Below are 22187 nucleotides of genomic sequence, written 5' to 3'. Positions count from 1 at the left end.
TTACGCGCTTTTTTTATTTTGTTTTATAAAAATCGGCTTTACACCATCTTTTACAACTTCTTTTGATATGACCACCTCATAATCTCTTAATTCAGGCAGATCATACATAACATCCGTCATTATCTCTTCCATTATACTTCTAAGTCCGCGCGCGCCGGTTTTTCTCTCGATCGCCAAAGAGGCGATTTCAGACAAGGCATCATCGTCAAATTTCAAAGCAACACCATCGATAGCAAACAGTTTTTGATACTGTTTTAGTATCGAATTTTTAGGCTCGGTTAAAATTTTAACCATATCTTCTTTTGTAATCTCATTTAATGTAGCTACCACGTGCAAACGTCCGATAAGCTCAGGGATAAGTCCAAAATGCACCAAATCATCAGGCTCAAGAAGTCCTAAAAGATCCTCTTTTTCACTTTTTGTCCGTTTTTCTTGGTTAAAACCTAAGACATTTTTACCAACGCGTCTTTCGATGATATCCAAAAGTCCGTCAAATGCACCGCCGCAAACAAATAAAATATTTGTAGTGTCGATTTGTATAAAGTCTTGGTTAGGATGTTTTCTACCGCCTTTTGGTGGGATATTTACAACACTTCCCTCAATGATCTTAAGAAGAGCTTGCTGCACACCCTCGCCTGAAACATCACGTGTTATACTTCGGTTTTCACTCATCCTGGCGATCTTGTCTATCTCATCGACAAAAACTATACCCTTTTCAGCTTTTTTAACATCGCCGTTTGCGGCTTGAAGAAGACGAGTAAGGATATTTTCGACATCTTCGCCAACGTATCCAGCCTCAGTAAGGCTTGTTGCGTCACATATCGCGATAGGAACATCAAGAAATTTCGCTAAAGTCTGCGCCATCAAAGTTTTGCCACTTCCTGTTGGTCCTACAAGTAAGATATTTGACTTTGAAATTTCAGTGTCGTCTTCTATCTCGCCTTGTTTAAAAATTCTTTTATAGTGATTATAAACACCAACGCTAAAAACCTTTTTAGCCCTATCTTGACCTACGACATAACTATCAAGGACTGATTTTAGTTCTTTTGGAGTTAAATTTTGATACTGAATTTCTTCACTTTCTTCTTTTGTGTCGATACTGGTATCGCCGTATATCATATTATAAGCAGCGCTTATACAATACTCGCATATAAACGCATTGCCGGCAATATCAGTTAGCAAACGACGTTCGTTTGACTCATTTTCGCCACAAAAATTACACTTTCTCGCCATCAATCTCTTCCTTTTGCAAGCGGAATTCCTCTTGCCGTATTTATTATAAAGTTACACATTTTTTTGACATTTTCGTCACTTGTTTTTACGATAAGCTCATTTGCTTGGTCTTTTATACTTACACCTTGGTTAAATAAAAATTTATAAGCCTTTACAAGCTCTTCAACCTGCTCTTTTGCAAAACGTCTGCGAATTCCGACTAAATTTAAACTTCTAATATAAGCACGGTTTCCTTCGGCCAAACAAAACGGAACCACATCTTGAGATAAAGCACTAGCTCCTGCTATCATGCAACTTTCGCCTATTTTGACAAATTGATGAACAGGCGTTAGCCCGCCTACAACAGCATAATCACCCATTTCCACATGTCCCGCCAGTGTTGCGTTATTTGCCAGGATAACGTTATTGCCTATCACGCAGTCGTGCGCGATATGACAATACGCCATTATAAAAGCGTTATCGCCGATACGAGTTATGCCATCGCCTTTGTGAGTTCCTGAATTTATCGTGCAAAATTCGCGTATCGTAGCATTTTTGCCAATTATCACGCCGGTATTTTCCTCATCATGATAGCTAATATCTTGCGGGATATCTCCTACGATAGCGTAACTAAAAATACGTCCGCCATCGGCTATTTTTGTGTTGCCGATTATCCTTGCACCTTGTTTTATGGTAACACCGTCGCCCAAAACAGCTTTTGAGCTAACATAAGCATAGGCTTCGATATTTACGTCTTCGCCTATTATCGCGCCATCTTCAACCACTGCTGTTTGATGAATTTTTTTCATGATACTTTTTGCCTTTAAATTACTTATCGACTATCATCGCCTTTAATTCAGCCTCTGCACAAAGCACGTCATCAACATACGCCTTGCCTTCAAGCACCCAGATATTTCCTTTATGTTTTAAAACATTTAGGCGGTATTCCAAACGATCTCCCGGTTTTACGGGATGGCGAAATTTAGCACCGTCTATACTCATGAAATAAACAACTTTATTTTCGATACCGGCTTGATGTTCGTCGCTCATGCTTTTAAACGCCAACACGCCGCCGGCTTGCGCCATGCCTTCGATTATCATAACGCCAGGGTATATCGGATGACCCGGAAAGTGTCCTTGAAATATCGGCTCACCTATCGTTACGTTTTTATAGGCAATGATATTTTTAGCAGGCTCTATCGCAGTAACTCTATCGATAAGCAAAAACGGAAATCTATGCGGAAGAATTTTTTGAATTTGAACTACATCTATCACTAAAAGACCTTTTAAGTAAAAATTTTTCATAGATTTTAGCAAATTTTTACTAATACCAAGTTTATTGCCAAGAAATTTAAAAATTTATAAAATTTCTTTTAGGTAAATTTTACGACAGATCTTTGTTTTTATTCAAGCGATAAAATTTCACGGCTGTCGTTATAAGTAACGTTTTTAGCATAAATTTCATACCTTCCTGCGTGAATTTCATCTAAGATAATGATCGGATTTTGACTAAAGTCACCGCAAATTTCACGGCGCAAACTTAACTCGTCATTGATATCTAGTGGATGTTTACAAATTTCGATTACGTTTTTATAATTTTTTTTGCTTAGTTTATTAAATCGTTTAAGACTTAAAAGCGTAACGCCATCTCGTAATTCATCGCAAATTTCAGCCGTTTCATTTAGGCTAAATTTTACATTTTCTCTTTTAAAATTTGAGTATAAAAAAAAGAAGCTTGGCAAGATGGAGTTGTTAAATTTTACATAAGCGCGAAGCAAGCGGTAGTTTAAAAAATATTTGCGCGAAAGATGAAATTTCACACCGCTACTCTCACACTCTCTTACCCTTTCGTAAAGCTTCAAACGCTCCCCTATGCTTCCTGGCAAAATTCGTCCGTTAATTTCACTCATAAGCTCTGACACCGGCAGTTTTTGAGTCTCTCTTTGCCTTGATAGTCCAAATACACAGCCACAGTAGTTTTGATGATAAAGCTTATCTTTTTTGGCTAGCTCAAACTGCTCGTTTGTTCCACCATTTTTTCTATAATCAATCGCAACCGCCGTTAGATCATATCCTCTGACAGCATTATTTAGGGCATTTTCAAGCTGTATAAAGTCCTTTTTAGGGCTCATCAAAAGTGTGGTCGTGATCGACTTTTCGCCAAGTTCAACAGCTTTTTTAGCCGAATTTCCAACACGAAATTCAAAACAATAAACGCAGCGCTTGCCCTTTTCAGGCTCATTTTCAAGCCCTTTTGTACCACTAAGCCATGCCTCGTAGTCGTATTCGCCCATGATAAGCTCTATACCCATCTGATCGCACGAGCGTTTTACATCCAAAAAACGCATCACATACTCACTATACGGATGGATGTTTGGGTCGTAAAAGTAGCCTATTAGGCGCTCATTTGAGAAATCAGCTCGCAAACGACGTAAAAAATAATGACTATCAACAGAGCAACAAATATGAACCAGCAAATTTTTCCTTTTATCTTTTGGTTAAAATTTATCAAATTTAACCATAACAATTTAATTACATTATGAAATTTTATACTATTTTGTCTTAATGAAAGGAAGTGCGCCTTGCATATAACAAAACGCACTTAAATTTGACGACTACTCTATCGGAGCTTTGCTTTGCAAAAAGCGATTTAGCGTCTCTACTTCTTGTGGGGTTAGTGCGGAGTTGCTTATCATGGTTTCGATCACGCTTGGCCATACATTTGCGCCAAATTCATCATAAGCATGTAGTGCGTGACAGCTGCCGCATCTTTCTTCAAAAAGCGCCTGTCCTGCCTTGTGAACAACATCTATGTCGGCAACTAAAGTATCTTTTTTCACAAAGCCTTTAACACTTACTTCATCCCATTCGTTGCCATAAGGGTCCTTGTGTGTTTTTATGACTTTAAAAGTTTTCATGTCACCTACATTGATATCCTGCTCCAAAACCCCTACTCTAGCGTATGCGATAGGGCTTTCACCAGGGATAAAACCGACATACTCAACCTCTACATATTCGCCGTTTTGTGAAATTTGCTTTAATTTCGCTCCAGCATGCAACTCTGCTATAACCTTGCCGCCTACCTTATCTAAAACAGGCGTCATGGAGCCGACAAATAAGTCAGCTCCACAAGCAAAACTAGCTATGATTAAAGTAGCTAAAATTTTTCTCATTCTTATGCCTTTTTGCTAAATTTAGGCTGCGAGAACACCTTAATGCTCGGTAATTCGCCTTCAAATTTTTCTATTTGAACGAGTGCCGTAGCCTGGTTACCGCATGCAAGGCTTGAAGTAGGCTCGTTTGGCACTAAGACGTTTACATTGCCATGAACGCAAATTCCGTCTTTTTCAAGCACCGGATCCCACCAGCCGCCTTCTTGAATTCTTACCACGCCTTTTTTAACAAATTCTGTGACTATCACACCCGCAAGGACGGTTCCACGATCGTTAAATACTTTAACGATATCGCCTGATTTTAATTTTCTAGCTTTAGCGTCCTCAGGATGTATCCATACGGGCTCTCTGCCTTTAACCTCTTCTAAATTTCGTAGCCATGTATTGTTTAGCTGGCTATGCAAGCGGTATTTAGGGTGTGGGCTAACTAAATTTAGAGGGTATTTGTCAGTTTTGTTACCTATCCATTCCATCGGTTCCATCCATGTAGGATGTAATGGGCAGTCGGCATAGGCGGCTTTTGCGATCTTTTTAGAAACTATCTCTATCTTGCCCGATGGAGTTCCTACGCGATTTATGATAGGGTTTTTTCTAAATTCTGCTTGTTTTACATACTCGTAGGCGTGTTGCGGTATCTTAAACTCAACATATCCCTTCGCCCAGAATTCATCAAATTCAGGCATGCCAAGGTTGCTTTCGTCGCCTTTTTTCTTTGAAGTATTATAAAAGTGCTTGATCCACTCCATTTCGGTTTTACCCTCAGTAAATGCCATTAGCTCTTTATCTCCGAATTCTTTTAAAATCCCGCTATAAATTTCATAATCAGACTTCGCCTCTCCATAAGGCTCGGCTATCTTATGCATTGCGATTATAAATTTATTTGTGTGTGACTTTGTTATGTCGTTGCGCTCTTGCTCGGTAGCAGCAGGTAGAACGATATCTGCCATTCTAGCACTTGCGGTCCAAAAGCAGTCTTGCACGATAAACGTATCAAGCTTTTCAAATGTTTTTGCCATTAAATTTGTATCTGGGTGATGATGGTATGGGTTACCGCCTGCCCAGTAAGCCATTTTCAACTCAGGGTAAGTTAGTTTTTTGCAGTTAAAGTCTATCTCTTTGCCGGGATTATTTATGCAATCTAGGATACGAGAAACAGGTATCGCGATATTGTCACGGCTCTTCCACTCTCCCTCGCTTGAAGGAACTATGCTCATAGCTCCTAGTCCCGGAAACGCCGAAGAGCCTGCCGCTTTACCGCTTGCAAGAGCTAGCGAGCTACCTACCGGAGCAGCAGGGCTTGGGCATCCTCCGTCCGAGTAATGATAGCCAAATCCATATCCACCGCCTGGAAGTCCGATCTGACCTATAAAGCAAGCAAGAACGGTTAACATCCAATGAAATTGCTCTCCATGATGAGCACGTTGAGGCCCCCAGCCGCCCATCAACATGGTTCGTTTTGAGCCAAATACTTTTGCAAGCTCTTTTATCTCTTTTTCGCTAACGCCGCAAATTTTACTCGCCCATTTTGCATCTTTGACGGTTTTGTCTTCTGCTTCGCCATTTAGGTATTTTTTAAATTCTTCCGCTCCGCTTGTATATTTTTTCAAGAAATTTTCATCAGCCTTACCAAGCTTCATCATCTCGTAACATATCGCCATCATTAAAGCAACGTCCGTTGTAGGGTTTACAGAGATATGTTGTGCATTTAGATAATCAGCAGTGTTGTTGTAAACAGGGTCTATTACAATGACTTTAACGCCGCGTTTAGCCATCTGCTCTTTAAGTTTTCTAAAGTAGATATAGCTCTCATGATCAGGCACACCCCATGCGATCTGGTTTGTATTTATTGGGTCTGCGCCCCAGATGACTACTAGCTCTGTATGTTTTAAGATAACAGGCCAAGCGGTTTGCAACGCACCGCTCTCGTCAGTGCCGCTTACGTAAGGCATAATAGCCCGTATCGCATGAGTAGAGTATGTAAGAGTTCTTGTGGTATATCCGCCTAAGATATTTAGCATCCTGCCTAGCAGCGTTTGTGGGTTATTTACGCTTCCTACGCTATACCAGCCGTAGCTTCCGCCGTATATCGCGCTTGATCCGTGCTCTTTATAAACGCGTTTGAGTTCGTTTGCCACTAGCTTATACGCCTCATCCCAGCTAACCTCAACCCACTCATCTTTTCCTCTCATGCTTTTGTCACTTTTATATCCATCTTTTAGATAGCCTTTGCGCACGCTAGGTTTTGCGATACGAGTATCATCGTAAGTTCTAGCAACTACGCCTTGAGTAAGACTTACAGGGAAAAAATCAAGCTCGCTCGCGTCCATTGCGCTTTCAAATCTACCGTTTTTACCAAAAGCTCTTAACGGTCCAAAGTGAGACGCGGTCATCCTTGCACTCTCGTCGTTCATAAGAGAATTACTTATGATGTCTATTGCACTTGAGCTGGTTGTTCCAACAGCCGTTGCGGCAGCCATACCGCTTAAAAATTCTCGTCTTTGCATTACTTCTCCTTTATTTACGAAAATTTGTATATTTTTTGATTATACACCTGTTACTATTAGAGATGCTTAAATTTTTTATATTGTTAATATTTAATTTTTATTTTTAGATATTTTTAAGTAAAGTTACTGCAATGATCATCGAGATGGTTTAAAATTTAGAATAAAACAAGCATTTTACTCTAAATTTTAGTTACGGTAGATGATATAAATTTGTATTAAAGATCGTTTATTTCGCTACTTCTTGCATTATAAACAAACCAGCTAAGAAGTAGATATAATAAGACAAACGCAAAAATCAACCCCGGATAAAAGCCACCGCTTTGTGCTAAATTCATCTTATGAAGCGAGATAAAAAGCGCTCCAAGAGCAACCAAAAAACCAACAAGTCTTAGTATAAAATTTGTAGGTTTTATGCAAATAGCCAAAAGCGCTACCGCTACGACACCAAGGGGTATGATAGCTACTTGAAAGATCCAGGCAAAAGCTATCGCGACAAATGATAGTGCCAAGAAAAATGTTCGCTTTTTCATAAGATCTTGAAAGAAGCAAACTATGCCTTTATTTTCTATGTTATAGTCCATTTTCCATCCTTTTTGCGTTATTTTAAAATTTCAAAGATAAATAAAGCGTTAAAATACCAAAATACGCCGAAATTTTAGTAAAAATACAAATTCATTTAAAGACCGTCCGTTTATAGCACTTATAAACTGTGATGCAAGTAAAAATATAGTGCGCAAACCAAAGCGCGCTACCGAGTTTGGAATTAGTTTTAAATTTGACGCTACCCTAAAACCAAAAACCTATACCTTGCAAAAATTTCCTATAAATTTTAAGACATACAAGCAAGCCTTTAATAAAGTCCAAAACCACCAGCACAACAGACATAGTTATTTGTTAAATTTATGCTTTACAACACCTATAAAAACAGAGCTTAGCTTGGAAGAAATTTATAACCACGCGGATGCAAAGCTGGTTTTATACAAAAAGACGAATTTATCTGCTTTGGCCCGGAGCCTTTTGTGCGTATAAATAAAAGGCACGACAAATGCCACACAAAAGGACGCTAAAAATAAATTTACTTAACGACAAAAAAGAGCTTAGCGAACAAATGATGATCACAGATCTCATGCGCAACAACCTTTTGGCTGTTGCTGGCGGCATAAAAGTGTAAAAATTTTACGGCTGGTTCGATAAGCGGTGTGGCTAAAATTCGCTCTTGTGAGATTATCAACGAGTGTGAGATATCACCCAGGGTTTTTATACGGACATTTTATACACTCAGATAAAAAATACACACAAAGCTTTACTTTGATACGATATGTGCGTCAAAACGGCAACGACATGGAGTTTATAAGCGGTGGAGGCATAACACTACAAAGCGATGCAAGAAAGGAGTATGATGAGCTTATCAAAAAAGTCTACTTTCCTTTTTGAAACGATAAAGATAAAAGATAAAACGGCGTGCGATCTTGCGGTCTTGATGGATTGGTTATGACAAAAGTAGTTTATGATGAACTTAGCGAGCTTGTAAGCGTTGAGTATTTTCCTTATAAAGTGCGAGAATTTGAGAAATTCTACCTTACAAATATCAACTTTTCATACGCGAAAAAAGTATCTTGATCACTTAAATATCAACAAAGCAAAAGGTAAAAAAGATAAGATCATTATGATAAAAAACGATCAGATTTTAGATACTAGTATCGCAAATATCGCTATTTTTGCTAACAACCTAGGCTGATTAACACAAAAACTGCTTGATGGTGGGTATTTACAAGAAGCAGATATCGACGCAAACATACTTTTAAAAACAAAAAGACTTGCCATCATGAATGCTATGGTTGGATTTTACGAGATAAAAAATTTCAAATAATAACTTCGCTGTTTTAAAATTTAAATAATCAGTATTTATCTATCGCTCGCAAAATAACTGCACCATACAAATTTAAATTTGTAATTTTATTAAGTTTTATAAACGAAACATTTTAAATTTTTAGCTAGAATACATAAAACTTAAAAGGAGAAAAAATGCCATTTATTAACATAAAAACAGCGGCTCCCGAGCCGACAAAAGAGCAAAAAGAGCAGATCATAAAAGAAACAACCGAGATGATGGTTAGAATTCTAGGCAAACAAAAAGAACGCGTTATGGTATTTATAGAAACTTACGATCAAGACAGCGTAGGAGTCGGCGGCAAAAGCATAGAAGAGATAAAAAAGGAGAGCAAATGAGCGAATTTAGCAAAGAAGACATAGAGCGCAAAGTAACACTGCAAAAAGGCGATGAAGCGCCAAATTTCACGCTTGAAAACGCCGATGGGGTTAGCGTAAATTTAAAAGATTTTATCGGTAAAAATGTCGTGCTTTACTTTTATCCAAAGGACAACACTCCTGGCTGCACCACCGAAGCTTGCGAATTTAGCGCACTTTTTGACGACTTTATCTCAAACGATACGGTAATAGTTGGTATAAGCCCGGATAGCGTAAAAAGCCATGTTGGATTTATATCTAAACAAAACTTAAAGCACATCTTGCTAAGTGATCCTCAAAAACAAGTCTCAAAAGAGTATGGAGTATGGCAGGTGCGTAAAAACTACGGCAAAGAGTATCTTGGCATAGTTAGAACAACTTTTGTTATCGATAAAGAAGGTAAAATTTCAAAAGTATACAAAAGCGTTAAAGCCAAAGACCATGCGGCAAAAGTCCTAGCGGATCTAGTTAAATAATGGCTAAAATTTTAACGATTATTTTGTTCTTGTGCACGCTTTTAAATGCACAGATAAAAGGAGAGGCGAAAATGAGTGAAATTTATCTTGCAGGAGGTTGTTTTTGGGGAGTTGAGGGGTATTTTAAACAACTTAAAGGAGTGGTTGAAACAAGTGTAGGTTATGCAAACGGCAACTCGGAAAACACAAGCTATGACAAACTAAAACAAACCGATCACGCCGAGACTATACTTATAAAATTTGATGAAAATCGCATAAATTTGGCTGAAATTTTAGCTCATTTTTTCCGTATCATCGACCCGTTTTCTATTAACAAACAAGGCAACGATGTTGGAAGACAGTATAGAAGCGGGATTTATTACACAAATGATATCCAAAAGGCTCTTTTGGATAAATTTATCGCCATGGAGCAAGAAAAAGCAACACAAAAGATCGCAGTTGAAATTCTGCCACTTAAAAACTACATAAAAGCCGAAGAGTATCATCAAGACTATCTTGACAAAAATCCAAACGGATACTGCCATATTGACCTAAATTTAGCGAAAAAACCGCTTTATGGCGAAGATGATTTTGTCATGCCTAGCCGTGAGGAGTTAAAGCAAAAACTTAGCCCACATCAATACGCCGTAACTCAGGAAAAGGCAACAGAGAGACCATTTAGTAGTGAGTACGATAAATTCTACGAAAAAGGAATTTATGTCGATATAGTAAGCGGTAAACCGCTATTTTCAAGCTCGGATAAATTTGACGCTGGATGTGGCTGGCCAAGCTTTTCAAAACCCATAACAACCGATGCGTTAAGCTACGAGCAAGACGAAAGCCACGGCATGCAAAGGATCGAAGTGCTATCAAGCGTAGCAAATAGCCATTTAGGACATGTTTTTAACGACGGCTTGCCTGAACTTGGAGGTCTTAGATACTGCATAAATGGAGCTAGTTTAAAATTTATCCCGCTTGAAAAGATGAAAGAGCTAGGATATGAAAAGTATATAATCTACGTTAAGTAACACAAGGGACTTAAAAGCCCCGAAATTCTTTAATCCAGCACAAAGTTTATAAAATTTAAACGTTTTTTGTGATAAAATCTCACTAAATTTACACAAAGAAAGGCAAAATCAATGGATGCTGCAGAATTTATCTGGATGGATGGAAAATTAATCAAATGGGAAGATGCCAAAGTTCACGTTTTAACCCACTCGCTACACTATGCAAATGCTGTATTTGAGGGCACAAGAGCTTATCAAACAGACAAAGGTTTGGCGATTTTTAGATTAAGAGATCATACTAAACGTTTATTAAAATCAGCAAAAATGACAGTATTAAATTGCAAATACACTCTTGAAGAGCTTGAAAATGCGCAAATAGAGCTTTTAAGAGCTAATAAATTTAAAGGCAATGTTTATCTTCGCCCACTTATCTATCTTGGATACGGCATAATGGGATTAGCCCATACAAAAGCCCCTGTAAACACCGCGATAGCTGCATGGGAATGGGGTGCATATCTTGGTGAAGAGGGCTTAAAAAAGGGTATTAGAGTTAAAATCTCAAGCTTTGCAAAATACGCTCCTAACAGTCAAATGACAAAGGCTAAGTCAAGCTCAAACTATCTAACATCACAAATGGCAAACTATGAAGCAAAAGACGCAGGATATGACGAAGCACTACTTTTAGATGAAGAAGGCTTTGTAGCCGAAGGTCCTGGCGAATGCTTTTTTATCGTTGAAAACGGCGAGTTAGTAACTCCTCCAAGCGATAATGCACTGCTTAGCATAACTCAAGATACGGTTATAAAACTAGCTTGTGATCTTGGTATAAAAGTTCGTAGAGAGCGCTTAACAAGAGATCAAGTTTATACAGCCGATGAGGCGTTTTTTACAGGAACTGCGGCTGAAGTAACTCCGATAAGCAATATCGATAACAGAATCATCGGAAGTGGCGAGCGCGGAGAAGTAACAAAAAGACTACAAGATGCGTATTTTGATGTAGTTTACGGAAAAAATGAAAAATACGCTTCATTTTTGACATATATTTAAAAATTAAAGGGACATAATGCCAGCAAACTTGAACGACTATTTTAATAAAAAAAACAACAACAGCTCGGGCGATAATGGCGGCAACGAGCCGCCTAGGATAAATTTCAAAAAACCAAAAATGCCAGATGGAATGGGTAAAATAGGCACTCTAGCTTATGTTATCATAGCTATCATAGCGGTGATCGCCATTACACAGCCTTTTGTTATCATCAACTCAGGCGAAGTAGGTATCAAATCAACCGCCGGTAAATACGAATCAAACCCTATGCAGCCGGGCTTTCACTTCTTCATGCCTTTTATCCAAAAGGTCATAGTCGTAGATACGAGAGTTAGGCTTATCAACTATACTTCAGGTGAAGATATGGGAGAAAACGCAAGACTGATAAGTGGCGGCACAACGGGTATAATTCGTAAAAATTCTATCTCTGTTCTTGATGCAAGAAACTTACCGGTTAGCATAGATATAACTGTTCAATACCGTCTAAATCCTGAAAATGCACCTCAAACTATTGCCGCTTGGGGTCTTAGCTGGGAAAACAAGATCGTAGACCCGGTTGTTCGCGACGTGGTTAGAAGTATCGCCGGTAAATACACCGCAGAAGAGCTTCCAACACGCAGAAACGAGATAGCTACACAGATAGATCAAGGTATAAGAAAGGATATTGACGCTCAGCCAAATAGACCTGTAGAGCTTTTAACAGTGCAGCTTCGCGAGATCATCTTGCCTGAAAAAGTAAAAGAGCAAATAGAGCGCGTTCAGATCGCAAAGCAAGAAGCCGAGAGAACTAAATACGAAGTAGAGCGTGCAAACCAAGAGGCCCTTAAAAAAGCCGCACTCGCAGAAGGTACGGCAAAAGCTGCTATCATAGAAGCTCAAGGTAAAGCCGATGCCGTTAAGATCGAAGCCGACGCACAAGCTTATGCAAACAAAGAGGTGGCAAAAAGTCTTGATGGTAACTTACTAAATTTAAAACAGATTGAAACTCAGGGTAAATTTAATGAAGCTCTTCGCGAAAACAAAGACGCTAAAATTTTCCTAACTCCTGGCGGAGCCGTGCCAAATATCTGGGTTGACACAAAAGACAAAGCAAGACAAAGCGCGGTTGAGACAACAAGATAAGGATAAAAAGTGCTTGAGAATTTAAACATAGACTGGCAAAAAGTAGACAACCTCCTCCCGACTATCGTCCAAGAGCAAGGCAGCAACGATGTCTTGATGCTCGCTTACATGAATGAAGAGGCATTAAATTTAAGTCTAAAAAGTGGCTTTGCTCACTACTTCTCACGCACTAAAAATCGCATCTGGAAAAAAGGTGAAGAGAGCGGAAATACCCAAAAAATCATCTCCGCTCATCTTGACTGCGATAACGACACATTGCTTTTAAAAGTCGTGCAAAATGGTGGCATAGCATGTCATACAGGGCAAAAGTCGTGCTTTTTTAACGAGATAAATTTAACAAATTTAACCTCATCGAATAAGCCTGAAAATGTAGTTAATAAGCCAACCTACAACCTAGCTGACGAACTTTATCACATTATACTAGACAGAAAGTTAAACGCCGATCCACAAAAATCCTATGTCGCGAGCTTGTTTCATAAAGGTGAAAATTCCATATTAAAAAAAATAGGCGAAGAGGCAACTGAATTTGTTATGGCTTGCAAAGATACAACGGCAAATTCTAGCGAGAAAAACAAAAACGACATGGTTTATGAGGCTGCAGACCTTTACTTTCATACCATGGTTGCGCTTAGCATACACAACATACACCCCGATCGCATCAAAACCGAACTCGCGCGTCGCTTTGGCATGAGCGGCATAGACGAGAAAAACTCGCGTAATGATAAATAACTTAAAGCACGATATACTTTTTATACTCGCAAATTCCCAAGCGGTGGATTATTTATCATACGGTTGGGTTTTTATAGCTTTTCTTTTTATTTTATTTATTGGAATATTTTTTGCTTTAAAATCATGGTGGCAGATAGGTTTTTTAATCATCTTGCTAGGTTTAATTGGCTTTTTTGTGGCGAATTTTTATGTTCACCAAGGTTTAAAAACATACCTAAGACCAACCGTCATAAGTGATGTTGCGACAAAACAACTAACATACTCAAATACGCTAATCGCTGACTTTAACATAACAAATGAGTCCAATAAAAGCTTTAAAATTTGCAAGATAGACATTGGTTTTTATATGCGTTCCAAACAAGAAGCGAGAGAGTTTTTAAATTCACTCAATCCCTTTTTTACAAAAACTATCATTTTAAAAGAGCCTTTTGTTCCAAAAGAAACAAAACAAATACAACAAACGATCAATGATTTTTCATTTATCGAATATAAAATATCTAAAAAAGCGGAGTGTTTTTAATGAGTGCCTCTTACTTTACTATCGTTCACATCATAGTTTTATGTATCATCTTGCTACTTTGTGTTTTATTTTTTATACTCTCTTTAAAAGCGGAACGAAAACTCTTTTTATCACTATGCTTTACAAACATACTAGTTTCTGTCAGCCTTAGCGTGTTTTTGATGTTGGTTTTGGATAAATATACCAAAATAGGCATACTTGAAAATGTAACAAATGAGAGAATTTTAAGAAACGAAAGCATAGTTTTTAAAGGACAAGTAAGAAATATCGGCAAATTTACGATAAGCAAATGTGTTCTTAAGATCAAACTTATCAACCAGCCACTAAGCAAAGACAACTTAAGCGGAGAAGCACTCTTTAAACCAAGCGGGATGTCGCTATTTTCATGGCTATTAAACGAGAAAAAAGACACTCATCCAAACACCGTCGAATACTCATTTGAAGTCGCCAAAGACCTAAAGAAGAAAAAAAGTGCCTCTTTTACGGTAAATATGCCCTATCCTCCGTATTTTACGCGCACAATGCATGTTACAAAGCTAAATTGCTACTAAGGAAAAGGCATGAAAAAAGGATTTACCGCCGTTGAGCTTGTATTTATCATCGTTGTTCTTGGGATCTTGTCTGCTGTTGTTTTGCCTAAGCTATTTGGCACAAGAGAAGATACTTTCGTAGCAAGAGCTGCGACAAATATTAGTACTTTTGTAAGCGATATAACACACTATTACATGGCGCAAGGCGGGTTTGAAAATGGCAAGGAAAACATATATAAGATGACAAGCGTAGCATTCCCCATACAAATAGGCACAAACAACTGCCTTGACGTAACAGACGTAACCCAGACTTCCATAACATTAAGCATATCGGAAGCGGACTTATGTGGCGATCTTTGGCGCATAGATAGCCTTGCAGAATTTAAAGAGCTCGTAAGTAAAGATATCGATGGAACCGCAAAAGAAATACCGTCCATTGACTCTAGAATTTTAATATTTGGCACACAGAAAAATTAAAATTTAAATAGCACATAAAGTAGAAAGAATTCTTGCTTGTTTTTTAATATCTTGCGATAAGAGAAATTTAAATTTTTCACTCGCGGTAAAATTTCTAGCCTCTTTTTCTTTGGCATCATCGTTAAAGTCGTAAAAAAATGAGAGATTTTTTATCTTTGCACCTCTATCTTTTAAGACGCTCATTTCTAAAATCGTAGCGAAAAATCCATCATCTCCCAAATAATAATTTGTAGCGCTGGTGATATTTATAAATTTATTTGATAAAAAATTCAAGCAAACACCTTGTTTGTCGCTTTTAAAAACAATACTTTCGATCAAGCCTGAGCTAAATTCGTAAAATTTAAATGACGATGAATTTTGCAAGGCAGCTTTGTCTTTTTCTAAATTTATATCAAGAGTTGAATTTGTGTCTAAATTTATTATCACGTTGCCTTTAGCTCTGGCTAGAAGGTAGATATGACCCAGCTTTTCCTTGCTCTGCGACTTTATATCTTTTGTGTATGCGTTGCCTATGGTAGGTATATTTTTGGTATTGTTTGGGATAAATTTTGTATCAAATGCAAGTAAAATTTCTGATTTAGCGCCGTTCTCTTTTATATAAGGCGTCCATAACGGTTCTTCTTTTTGTAAATTTATACCCTCTTTTGCGCAACCGTAAAATAGCAACAGTGCGCCCAAAAGGGCAAAATTTATAAATTTCATCTACTTAATAAAGTAGTTTCCATCAAAGCTAACAAGCGAGTAGTCACGCTCATCGCCGATACTTTTAACAAGGTCATCTATCTCTAAAAATTCAAGAGTGTCTGCGCCTATATACTTGCAAACCTCGTCGCATGTTTTGTTTGCGCTGATAAGTTCGGCAAAGCTTGGAGTATCTATGCCGTATCTTTCAGGAAATTTTAATTCCGGACAAGCTACGCGAAAGTGAATTTCTTTAGCTCCGGCATGACGAAGCAATTCGACTATTTTTTTAGATGTTGTTCCGCGAACTATGCTATCATCAACCACAACAACGCTTTTGCCTTTTAAAACCTCGCTCATTGGGTTAAGTTTGAGTTTTACCTTTAAATTTCTAAGCTCTTGCGTGGGTTCTATAAATGTTCGTCCGACGTAGTGGTTACGCACGATAGCAAGCTCAAAAGGTATGCCGCTCTCGTTTGCATATCCAAGCGCAGCAGGCACACCGCTATCTGGTACAGGAACTACAAAATCAGCTTTAATCTTATTTTGTCTAGCAAGTGCCGCGCCCATCTTTTTACGAACATCATAGACGCTTTTACCCTCTACAACGCTATCGGGACGTGCAAAATATATATACTCAAACGCGCAAATTCTTGGCTCTGGCTCAAAAAGCTGTATGCTCTCAAACTCATCTTTGCCATTTTCAAAAACTAGCATCTCACCAGGGCGCACATCTCTTATGAAAGTTGCCTCTACAAGATCAAACGCACATGTTTCGCTAGCAACGATATACCCGCCGTCTTTTAATCTCCCAAGTGAGAGTGGACGCACGCCGTATTTGTCGCGGATAGCAAAAATTTTATGACGCGACTGCACTAGCAAGCAATACGCACCAAGTATCTTGTCAAGTGCTGCGATGATGCGCTCTTGCAGGTGTGGGCTGTGGTTTCTTGCTATTAGATGAACGATGTTTTCAGTATCCATGTTTGACTGAAATATAGCACCCTCGTCTATAAGCGCTCCACGAACCTCGTCTTTATTTACAAGGTTACCGTTATGCACGACTGAAATTTGCCCCAAAGAGTAGTTTGCCGCTATCGGCTGGGAGTCGTTGCCTGAGTTTTTACCAGCTGTTGCGTAGCGGTTGTGTCCTATCGCCATATCACCCTTTAGTGTTTTTAGCGAGCTTTCGTTAAAGACTTCGGTTACTAGACCTTTGCCCTTGTGTGTTAAAATTTCACCATTATCACAAGCGCTTATACCGCTCGCCTCTTGCCCACGATGCTGCATAGAAAATAGCGCATAATACGCGGTTTTAGCTGCATCTTGTGAATTTATTACTCCGACTATCGCACACATGTTTTTCCTTTATATACCCAAGCAATCTGTTATATCGTATTGACCGTTGTTTTGAGAACTTAACCAGATAGCAGCTTTTATAGCACCTTTTGCAAATGTAGCGCGACTTGTTGCAGTATGGTTTAGCTCGATGAACTCACCGTCATTATAAAACCCTGCCGTATGACGACCGACTATATCGCCTCCTCTTAGAGCAAGGACTGCTATCTCGTCTTTTTTTCGCTCACCTATAAGACCATTTCTGCCGGTTGTCATAACCTCTTTTAAGTCCAAATCTCTAGCTTCTGCTATATGCTTAGCCAATGTTAGTGCCGTTCCGCTTGGAGCGTCCTTTTTGTGTTTATGATGCATTTCTACTATTTCAGTATCAAATTCTCTTAGAGCTTTTGAAGCGATAGCTGCTAGTTTATTTAAAACGGCAACACCTAGGCTCATGTTTGTTGCATATAGGATCGGCATAGCATTTGCCGCTTGAGCTATAAGAGTAGCGCCTTCGTCGGCAAGACCCGTTGTACCTATGACTAGCGGCTTTGGATTTGTTCTTGCATAGCTTATTAAATTTAAAGCTCCCTGTTTTATTGTAAAGTCTATAATAACGTCGCTATTTTCAAAAAGAGCTTCAAATTTATCCGTTACCAAAACATCTTTTGGTAGTTCAAAATCAAGCTCTTCAATCGTATAAGCCACACTTAGTTTAGCAACCTCGTTATTTTTTAAACAAGCGATTATCTCGCGACCCATTTTGCCGCTAGCGCCGTGAATACCGACTTTTATCATTTATATGCCTTTAAAATTTTTGCATATTATAGTAAAAAAGGTATAAAATTTCGGTTATATTATGTAGTTTGGATTAAAAATTTGTGATGTAAAAGCCCGGAAATTTATCCCGAGCTTTTCTAAAAATTTTAGTGTAGATTTTCTATATAGCTAAGTGCGCTTAAAGCAGCTACAGCGCCGTCTGCTGCCGCAACAACAACTTGTTTTGGAGCGTCTTTTCTGATATCGCCTGCAGCAAATAAGCCTGCCACGTTTGTTTGCATTTTCAAATCAACATCAACCTGGCCGCCATCAACTACGTCGCAGATGAAAGAGCCGTCTTCAAGACGTAAAATTTCATTATTTACATTTAGTCCTACGAAAGTGAAAACGCCAGGCACTTTTAAGTCACGCTCGCCATCTTGTGTATTTAAGATAAGTCCACTAAGGCCTGCTTTATCGCCGTAAGCCTCTTTGATAGTTGCATTTGTTATAAACTCTATCTTTTCGTTTTTACGTGCTTTTTCTACCGTTGTAGGGGCTGCACGAAAACCGTCTCTACGGTGAATTATATATACTTTTGAAGCTATATTTGAAAGATATATCGCCTCTTCTATCGCGGTGTCACCACCTCCTAGAACTGCAACTTCTTTATTTTTATAGAAAAATCCGTCACAAGTAGCACAAGTGCTAACTCCACGGCCAAAAAACTCATCTTCGCCTTTAAAGCCTGCGCGACGAGGAGTTGATCCTGTAGCTACGATAACGGCCTTTGCCTTTTCTATCTTATCGCCCTCAAGCAAAATATCAAAGCTTCCGTCTTCATTTTTGCGAATTCCTGTTACATTTGCCCAAGTGTGCGTAAGGCCAAAATGACTACACTGCTTCCACCATGTGCTCATAAAGTCAAATCCGCTCTCGCCAGGATTTTTTTGACCCGGGTAGTTTTCTATCTCGGAACTTCCGGTTATCTGACCGCCGGGCTCGCCCTTTTCAAACATAACAACGTTTTTTAGTCCGCCTCTTGTTGCATAAAGTCCCGCACTTAATCCTGCAGGTCCGCCTCCGATAATCGCTAAATCTAACATATTTTCTCCTTTATTCTATTTTTATTATCTGCGAATCCTGCTTATAAATTTCGCCATTTTGACGCACTATCTCGACTTTGCTTGGCACTGCCGTGATATTTAGTGTATTTATAAGCTTTAAGATGGTGTTTATATCCGAACTTACACTTTTTAAGGTTTCATTTGACTCACCGCGTTTTTGCAACATATCAACGGCTACAACGGGCAAATTTGACCTTTGCTCTTTTAAAATTTCTTCTATTTTTGACTGGTTAGAGCTAAAAACTATAAGTAGATATTTATCATCTTTGGGTATAAAAATTTCACTTTTTTCATAAAAAATAAGCTCTGAAAAATTTATAAATTTATATTTTGAAAAACGGTAATTGCTATACGCAAAGACGATGGCTATCATAGCGGCACCAAAAAAGGAACCGAAAATATAGGTTAGAGGAAGAAGACTTCCTCTATTTTTTAAAGCCATTAAAGAAGTGAATTTAGTTTGTCTGTTATGCTTTGTTTTGACTGAGCGCCTACCATTTGATCAACTAGCTCGCCGTCTTTAAAGAAAAGCATAGTAGGGATAGAGCGGATACCGTACTCAACAGCCAGGTCTTGAACCTCATCGGTATTTACTTTGCAAATTTTTGCTTTGCCGTCGAAATCTTCCGCAAGTTCCTCGATCACAGGAGCTAGCATACGACAAGGTCCACACCATGGAGCCCAAAAGTCAACAAGCGCAACGCCCTCTTTAACAACATCAAAATTTTCAGTTGTAAGTTCTATGTATTTTCCCATTTTTTCTCCTTATTTTTAATATTGGTGAATTATACATTAAATTTTATAAATACTATCTAAATAATAAATTTTATAAACTAATATTTCTTATTAGTTCAATATTTTTACCATTTATAACTATAAAATCTATTTCGTAGTCCCTATCTGCACCGTTTTTAAGTAGATAGTAATCAACCGCCTTTAAAATTTTAGAGTATTTGCTCGGTGTTAATCTATATATCGCATCATGCCCCATTTGGTTTGATTTTAGCGAGTTAGCCTTTACTTCTATGAAACAAAGTATACCCTCTTTATCAATTGCAATTATATCGATCTCACCGAATTTAGAGCGAAAATTTCGCTCTAAAATTTGAAATTTCATCTTTGAAAGATAAGCACATGCTTGATCTTCGCTGCTTTTTCCAAAAAGATATGAAACAAGCCCCAAATTTGCCTCCAAAAATTTGAAGTATTATATCAAATTTAACCAATAGTTGTTATTTGGGCATTTTGAAAGGCAAATTAACTCCACTCGTTGCCGATACCAAAAATTTCAGGTGGCGCGATGAAGCCGTTAATGGGCTGATAGTCGTGCTTGCAAAGCTCCTTGTTGTATTCGTGCAGGTTATATACATGGTGTTCGTGGATGGTGAAATTTGGCAAAGCCGTCTCAAGATGAAGCGCCGCAGCCGTTAGAAGCGGGCTAGAGCATACATGAATTTGCACTCCGACATCATAAGCGTGAGCCATATCACAAGCCTTCTTAGTCTCGGTTATGCCGCCATTTGTACCGATATCGGGCTGTATCATGGATATGGAGTGATTTTCAAAATACGCCTTGTATTGCCACCTTGTATAGATCCGCTCGCCGTGTGCGACAGGGATATTTATGTTGCTAGCGATAAATTTATTAACATCTGGCGTTGGCGTGCTCGGCTCTTCGATAAGGAAAATTTTATACTCCTCTACGGCTTTTTACCATTTTATTTTTCGCGAAGCTTGCCGCATGCATCGGCACGACACCTACCACAATGCGTCATCTGCCTTATAGTGCTGCCAATAGACTTGCGCACATGATGAATTTCTTCGCGTGATGGCGTTTGAATGTTTGCAAAAGGTGTATCATGCACAGGGATCATAGCCATGCAGTTCATGATATCAACCTGCCAATCCTTAGCCTTTTTCGCGATCCAAGGAATATGCTCCATATTAACACCTGGAATTGCCACTGTATTGATCTTAACGATCATGCCGGCTTCCTTCAATTTACGTATCCCTTCATCTTGACACTCCTGAAGTATCCTAGCACCTTCTTTAGCGTAATAGTTCCTATTTTTATAACGCACCCACGCATAAACCTTGCTGCCAATATCAGGTGTTACGGCATTGACCATTACAGTAACATGACTAACCCCTAAACGCACGATATCATCCACATGCTCAGGCAAAGCTAGACCATTTGTAGATAGGCAAAGCATAGTATTGGCAAAACGAGAGCGACATTTTTCAAAGGTTGATAAGGTCTTATCTGCATCACACATAGGATCACCCGGTCCTGCGATACCGATAACCGAGATATCTTGTCTAAATTTAAACAACCTTTCCACAAACTCTACGGCTTCGTCAGGGCTTTGCACTCTACCTGTTACGCCAGGGCGATTTTCATTAGCACAGTCATACATGCGGTTGCAAAAATTACATTGGATATTGCAATTTGGCGCCACAGGAAGATGTACACGCCCATAGTTTGCAGATGCTTTTTTGTTAAAACAAGGATGATTATCCAAAATAGTATTGGTATAAAAATTCATTAACTCTTTTTTCTCCCAAATTTAATAGCATCCACATGACAAACATTTAGGCAATCACCGCAGTTTGTGCAGTTTATCTCATCGGGTCTTGTGCCCATTTCGCACTTACGCAAACAGGCATTACAGTGATCGCAAGCATCGGTCTTGTAAACACGAAATATAGAAATTTTACGCAATAATTCCATCACTCCGCCAGTAGGGCAGACAAAACGACACCATAAATTTGCGATGATTAAAGATGCGACGATAAGGGATATGACAATAGCCGTGCGAGCCGCCCAATACCAATCAGAAAATTTAAAAGACATGATAATAGCATTAAGATACTCATCACTTGTGCGCATAGGGATCATAACGCGAGGGTTGCCCCATATAAAATACACACCAAGACTAATTAAAACAGAAATAACCATGCCGATTTGTGCATATCTTAACTTCTTGTTATTTTTCATCTTAAGCTTAAAGACGGCAAATTTACCAAGCATTTGGTTAACAAATCCACCAGGGCAAAGCCAACCGCAAAAAGCACGACCCAAGAAAATAACCAACACGGGGATAAACAACCAAAAGCCAAAAAATATAGCCGTGATCCGCCTCCAACACGTAACAACAGGGCATGACCCACAATTAACAAAAGGAACGATGAAAGGACACCTAAAAATTCCATAAAACGCCCATTGTCCAATCGCACCGATAAAAATCAGCTGCACCAAAC

General features: G+C 38.7%; 29 protein-coding genes and 1 pseudogene. 13 read left to right on the top strand and 17 right to left on the bottom strand.

The window, feature by feature from the left end; translation table 11 throughout:
* From clpX to CCAL9328_RS02865, 7 genes are all read right to left on the bottom strand, one after another.
* Complete coding sequence (gene clpX / locus CCAL9328_RS02895) at nt 1-1233, bottom strand: ATP-dependent Clp protease ATP-binding subunit ClpX (protein WP_169999955.1); 1233 nt, start codon at nt 1231-1233, stop codon at nt 1-3.
* Nucleotides 1233-2021, bottom strand: a complete 789-nt coding sequence (lpxA, locus tag CCAL9328_RS02890) for an acyl-ACP--UDP-N-acetylglucosamine O-acyltransferase (RefSeq protein WP_169999954.1) — start codon at nt 2019-2021, stop codon at nt 1233-1235. Before lpxA ends, clpX begins: the two co-directional genes overlap by 1 nt.
* Before the next feature lie 19 nt (nt 2022-2040).
* Nucleotides 2041-2487 carry a 3-hydroxyacyl-ACP dehydratase FabZ gene (gene fabZ, locus CCAL9328_RS02885; RefSeq protein WP_169972539.1) on the bottom strand — a complete coding sequence of 149 codons (447 nt, stop codon included), beginning with the start codon at nt 2485-2487 and terminating at the stop codon, nt 2041-2043.
* A gap of 128 nt (nt 2488-2615) precedes the next feature.
* The gene (locus tag CCAL9328_RS02880; protein ID WP_169999953.1) at nt 2616-3689 is read right to left on the bottom strand and encodes an epoxyqueuosine reductase QueH; all 1074 of its coding nucleotides are present in this window, start codon (nt 3687-3689) and stop codon (nt 2616-2618) included.
* A 138-nt stretch (nt 3690-3827) separates the two neighbouring features.
* On the bottom strand, nt 3828-4385 hold the full coding sequence (locus CCAL9328_RS02875; RefSeq protein ID WP_169972541.1) for a hypothetical protein: 558 nt from the start codon (nt 4383-4385) through the stop codon (nt 3828-3830).
* A 2-nt stretch (nt 4386-4387) separates the two neighbouring features.
* Nucleotides 4388-6889 (bottom strand): molybdopterin-dependent oxidoreductase, encoded by a 2502-nt coding sequence (locus tag CCAL9328_RS02870; protein WP_169999952.1) that lies wholly within the window; start codon nt 6887-6889, stop codon nt 4388-4390.
* A 215-nt stretch (nt 6890-7104) separates the two neighbouring features.
* Nucleotides 7105-7470, bottom strand: coding sequence for a hypothetical protein (locus tag CCAL9328_RS02865; protein WP_169938798.1), 366 nt, complete (start codon nt 7468-7470; stop codon nt 7105-7107).
* Between the two features lie 148 nt (nt 7471-7618).
* On the opposite strand from CCAL9328_RS02865, the gene CCAL9328_RS10965 reads away from it, so the two are divergent.
* The 13 genes from CCAL9328_RS10965 (at nt 7619) to CCAL9328_RS02810 (ending at nt 15021) form a co-directional block, all read left to right on the top strand.
* A complete protein-coding gene (locus tag CCAL9328_RS10965; RefSeq protein ID WP_249317992.1) occupies nt 7619-7918 on the top strand; it encodes a chorismate-binding protein in 300 nt (99 codons plus the stop codon).
* Nucleotides 7919-7934: 16 nt separating this feature from the next.
* Nucleotides 7935-8060, top strand: coding sequence for a chorismate-binding protein (locus CCAL9328_RS10960; RefSeq protein ID WP_228026654.1), 126 nt, complete (start codon nt 7935-7937; stop codon nt 8058-8060).
* 47 nt (nt 8061-8107) lie between these two features.
* Entirely contained in the window at nt 8108-8323 is a 216-nt protein-coding gene (locus CCAL9328_RS11260) for a chorismate-binding protein (RefSeq protein WP_349304187.1), read from the top strand.
* A 57-nt stretch (nt 8324-8380) separates the two neighbouring features.
* Nucleotides 8381-8509 carry a hypothetical protein gene (locus tag CCAL9328_RS11140; RefSeq protein ID WP_265575158.1) on the top strand — a complete coding sequence of 43 codons (129 nt, stop codon included), beginning with the start codon at nt 8381-8383 and terminating at the stop codon, nt 8507-8509.
* A gap of 405 nt (nt 8510-8914) precedes the next feature.
* Nucleotides 8915-9118, top strand: a complete 204-nt coding sequence (locus tag CCAL9328_RS02850) for a tautomerase family protein (protein WP_169938802.1) — start codon at nt 8915-8917, stop codon at nt 9116-9118.
* Nucleotides 9115-9612 carry a thioredoxin-dependent thiol peroxidase gene (bcp, locus tag CCAL9328_RS02845; protein WP_169972543.1) on the top strand — a complete coding sequence of 166 codons (498 nt, stop codon included), beginning with the start codon at nt 9115-9117 and terminating at the stop codon, nt 9610-9612. Before CCAL9328_RS02850 ends, bcp begins: the two co-directional genes overlap by 4 nt.
* The gene (msrB, locus tag CCAL9328_RS02840; protein WP_169938806.1) at nt 9612-10619 is read left to right on the top strand and encodes a peptide-methionine (R)-S-oxide reductase MsrB; all 1008 of its coding nucleotides are present in this window, start codon (nt 9612-9614) and stop codon (nt 10617-10619) included. Before bcp ends, msrB begins: the two co-directional genes overlap by 1 nt.
* A 111-nt stretch (nt 10620-10730) precedes the next feature.
* Nucleotides 10731-11645, top strand: coding sequence for a branched-chain amino acid transaminase (locus CCAL9328_RS02835; protein ID WP_169938808.1), 915 nt, complete (start codon nt 10731-10733; stop codon nt 11643-11645).
* A 16-nt stretch (nt 11646-11661) separates the two neighbouring features.
* Entirely contained in the window at nt 11662-12765 is a 1104-nt protein-coding gene (locus tag CCAL9328_RS02830; RefSeq protein WP_169999951.1) for a prohibitin family protein, read from the top strand.
* 9 nt (nt 12766-12774) lie between these two features.
* Nucleotides 12775-13494: a bifunctional phosphoribosyl-AMP cyclohydrolase/phosphoribosyl-ATP diphosphatase HisIE gene (gene hisIE / locus CCAL9328_RS02825; RefSeq protein ID WP_169972545.1), complete on the top strand. Its 720-nt coding sequence runs from the start codon at nt 12775-12777 to the stop codon at nt 13492-13494.
* Nucleotides 13484-14014, top strand: a complete 531-nt coding sequence (locus tag CCAL9328_RS02820; protein WP_169938814.1) for a DUF2393 family protein — start codon at nt 13484-13486, stop codon at nt 14012-14014. Before hisIE ends, CCAL9328_RS02820 begins: the two co-directional genes overlap by 11 nt.
* Nucleotides 14014-14565 (top strand): DUF2393 family protein, encoded by a 552-nt coding sequence (locus tag CCAL9328_RS02815; RefSeq protein ID WP_169938816.1) that lies wholly within the window; start codon nt 14014-14016, stop codon nt 14563-14565. Before CCAL9328_RS02820 ends, CCAL9328_RS02815 begins: the two co-directional genes overlap by 1 nt.
* A 9-nt stretch (nt 14566-14574) precedes the next feature.
* Nucleotides 14575-15021 (top strand): type II secretion system protein, encoded by a 447-nt coding sequence (locus CCAL9328_RS02810; RefSeq protein WP_169938818.1) that lies wholly within the window; start codon nt 14575-14577, stop codon nt 15019-15021.
* Between the two features lie 3 nt (nt 15022-15024).
* Here the strand turns inward: CCAL9328_RS02810 and CCAL9328_RS02805 are convergent, their stop codons facing one another.
* The 10 genes and pseudogenes from CCAL9328_RS02805 to CCAL9328_RS02760 form a co-directional block, all read right to left on the bottom strand.
* A complete protein-coding gene (locus tag CCAL9328_RS02805) occupies nt 15025-15723 on the bottom strand; it encodes a DUF8095 domain-containing protein (RefSeq protein ID WP_169999950.1) in 699 nt (232 codons plus the stop codon).
* Entirely contained in the window at nt 15724-17061 is a 1338-nt protein-coding gene (purF, locus tag CCAL9328_RS02800; protein ID WP_169999949.1) for an amidophosphoribosyltransferase, read from the bottom strand. It abuts the gene before it with no gap.
* A gap of 9 nt (nt 17062-17070) precedes the next feature.
* On the bottom strand, nt 17071-17838 hold the full coding sequence (dapB, locus tag CCAL9328_RS02795) for a 4-hydroxy-tetrahydrodipicolinate reductase (RefSeq protein ID WP_169999948.1): 768 nt from the start codon (nt 17836-17838) through the stop codon (nt 17071-17073).
* 128 nt (nt 17839-17966) lie between these two features.
* Nucleotides 17967-18905, bottom strand: coding sequence for an NAD(P)/FAD-dependent oxidoreductase (locus CCAL9328_RS02790; RefSeq protein WP_169938826.1), 939 nt, complete (start codon nt 18903-18905; stop codon nt 17967-17969).
* Between the two features lie 10 nt (nt 18906-18915).
* On the bottom strand, nt 18916-19368 hold the full coding sequence (locus CCAL9328_RS02785) for a hypothetical protein (protein ID WP_169972551.1): 453 nt from the start codon (nt 19366-19368) through the stop codon (nt 18916-18918).
* Nucleotides 19368-19682, bottom strand: a complete 315-nt coding sequence (gene trxA / locus CCAL9328_RS02780; RefSeq protein WP_169938830.1) for a thioredoxin — start codon at nt 19680-19682, stop codon at nt 19368-19370. Before trxA ends, CCAL9328_RS02785 begins: the two co-directional genes overlap by 1 nt.
* A 70-nt stretch (nt 19683-19752) precedes the next feature.
* Nucleotides 19753-20109: a YraN family protein gene (locus CCAL9328_RS02775; RefSeq protein WP_169938832.1), complete on the bottom strand. Its 357-nt coding sequence runs from the start codon at nt 20107-20109 to the stop codon at nt 19753-19755.
* Between the two features lie 74 nt (nt 20110-20183).
* Nucleotides 20184-20624, bottom strand: a pseudogene (locus tag CCAL9328_RS02770) (enolase C-terminal domain-like protein); the annotation flags it as partial.
* A 20-nt stretch (nt 20625-20644) separates the two neighbouring features.
* On the bottom strand, nt 20645-21472 hold the full coding sequence (locus CCAL9328_RS02765; protein WP_169999947.1) for a radical SAM protein: 828 nt from the start codon (nt 21470-21472) through the stop codon (nt 20645-20647).
* Complete coding sequence (locus CCAL9328_RS02760; RefSeq protein ID WP_349304186.1) at nt 21472-22182, bottom strand: 4Fe-4S binding protein; 711 nt, start codon at nt 22180-22182, stop codon at nt 21472-21474. The genes CCAL9328_RS02765 and CCAL9328_RS02760 overlap by 1 nt, the downstream gene beginning before the upstream one ends.
* Between the last annotated feature and the right edge of the window lie 5 nt (nt 22183-22187).

Source organism: Campylobacter sp. RM9328, assembly GCF_012978615.1.
Note: the sequence above shows the minus strand (reverse complement) of the source record. Positions and strands in the feature narration are given on the sequence as shown.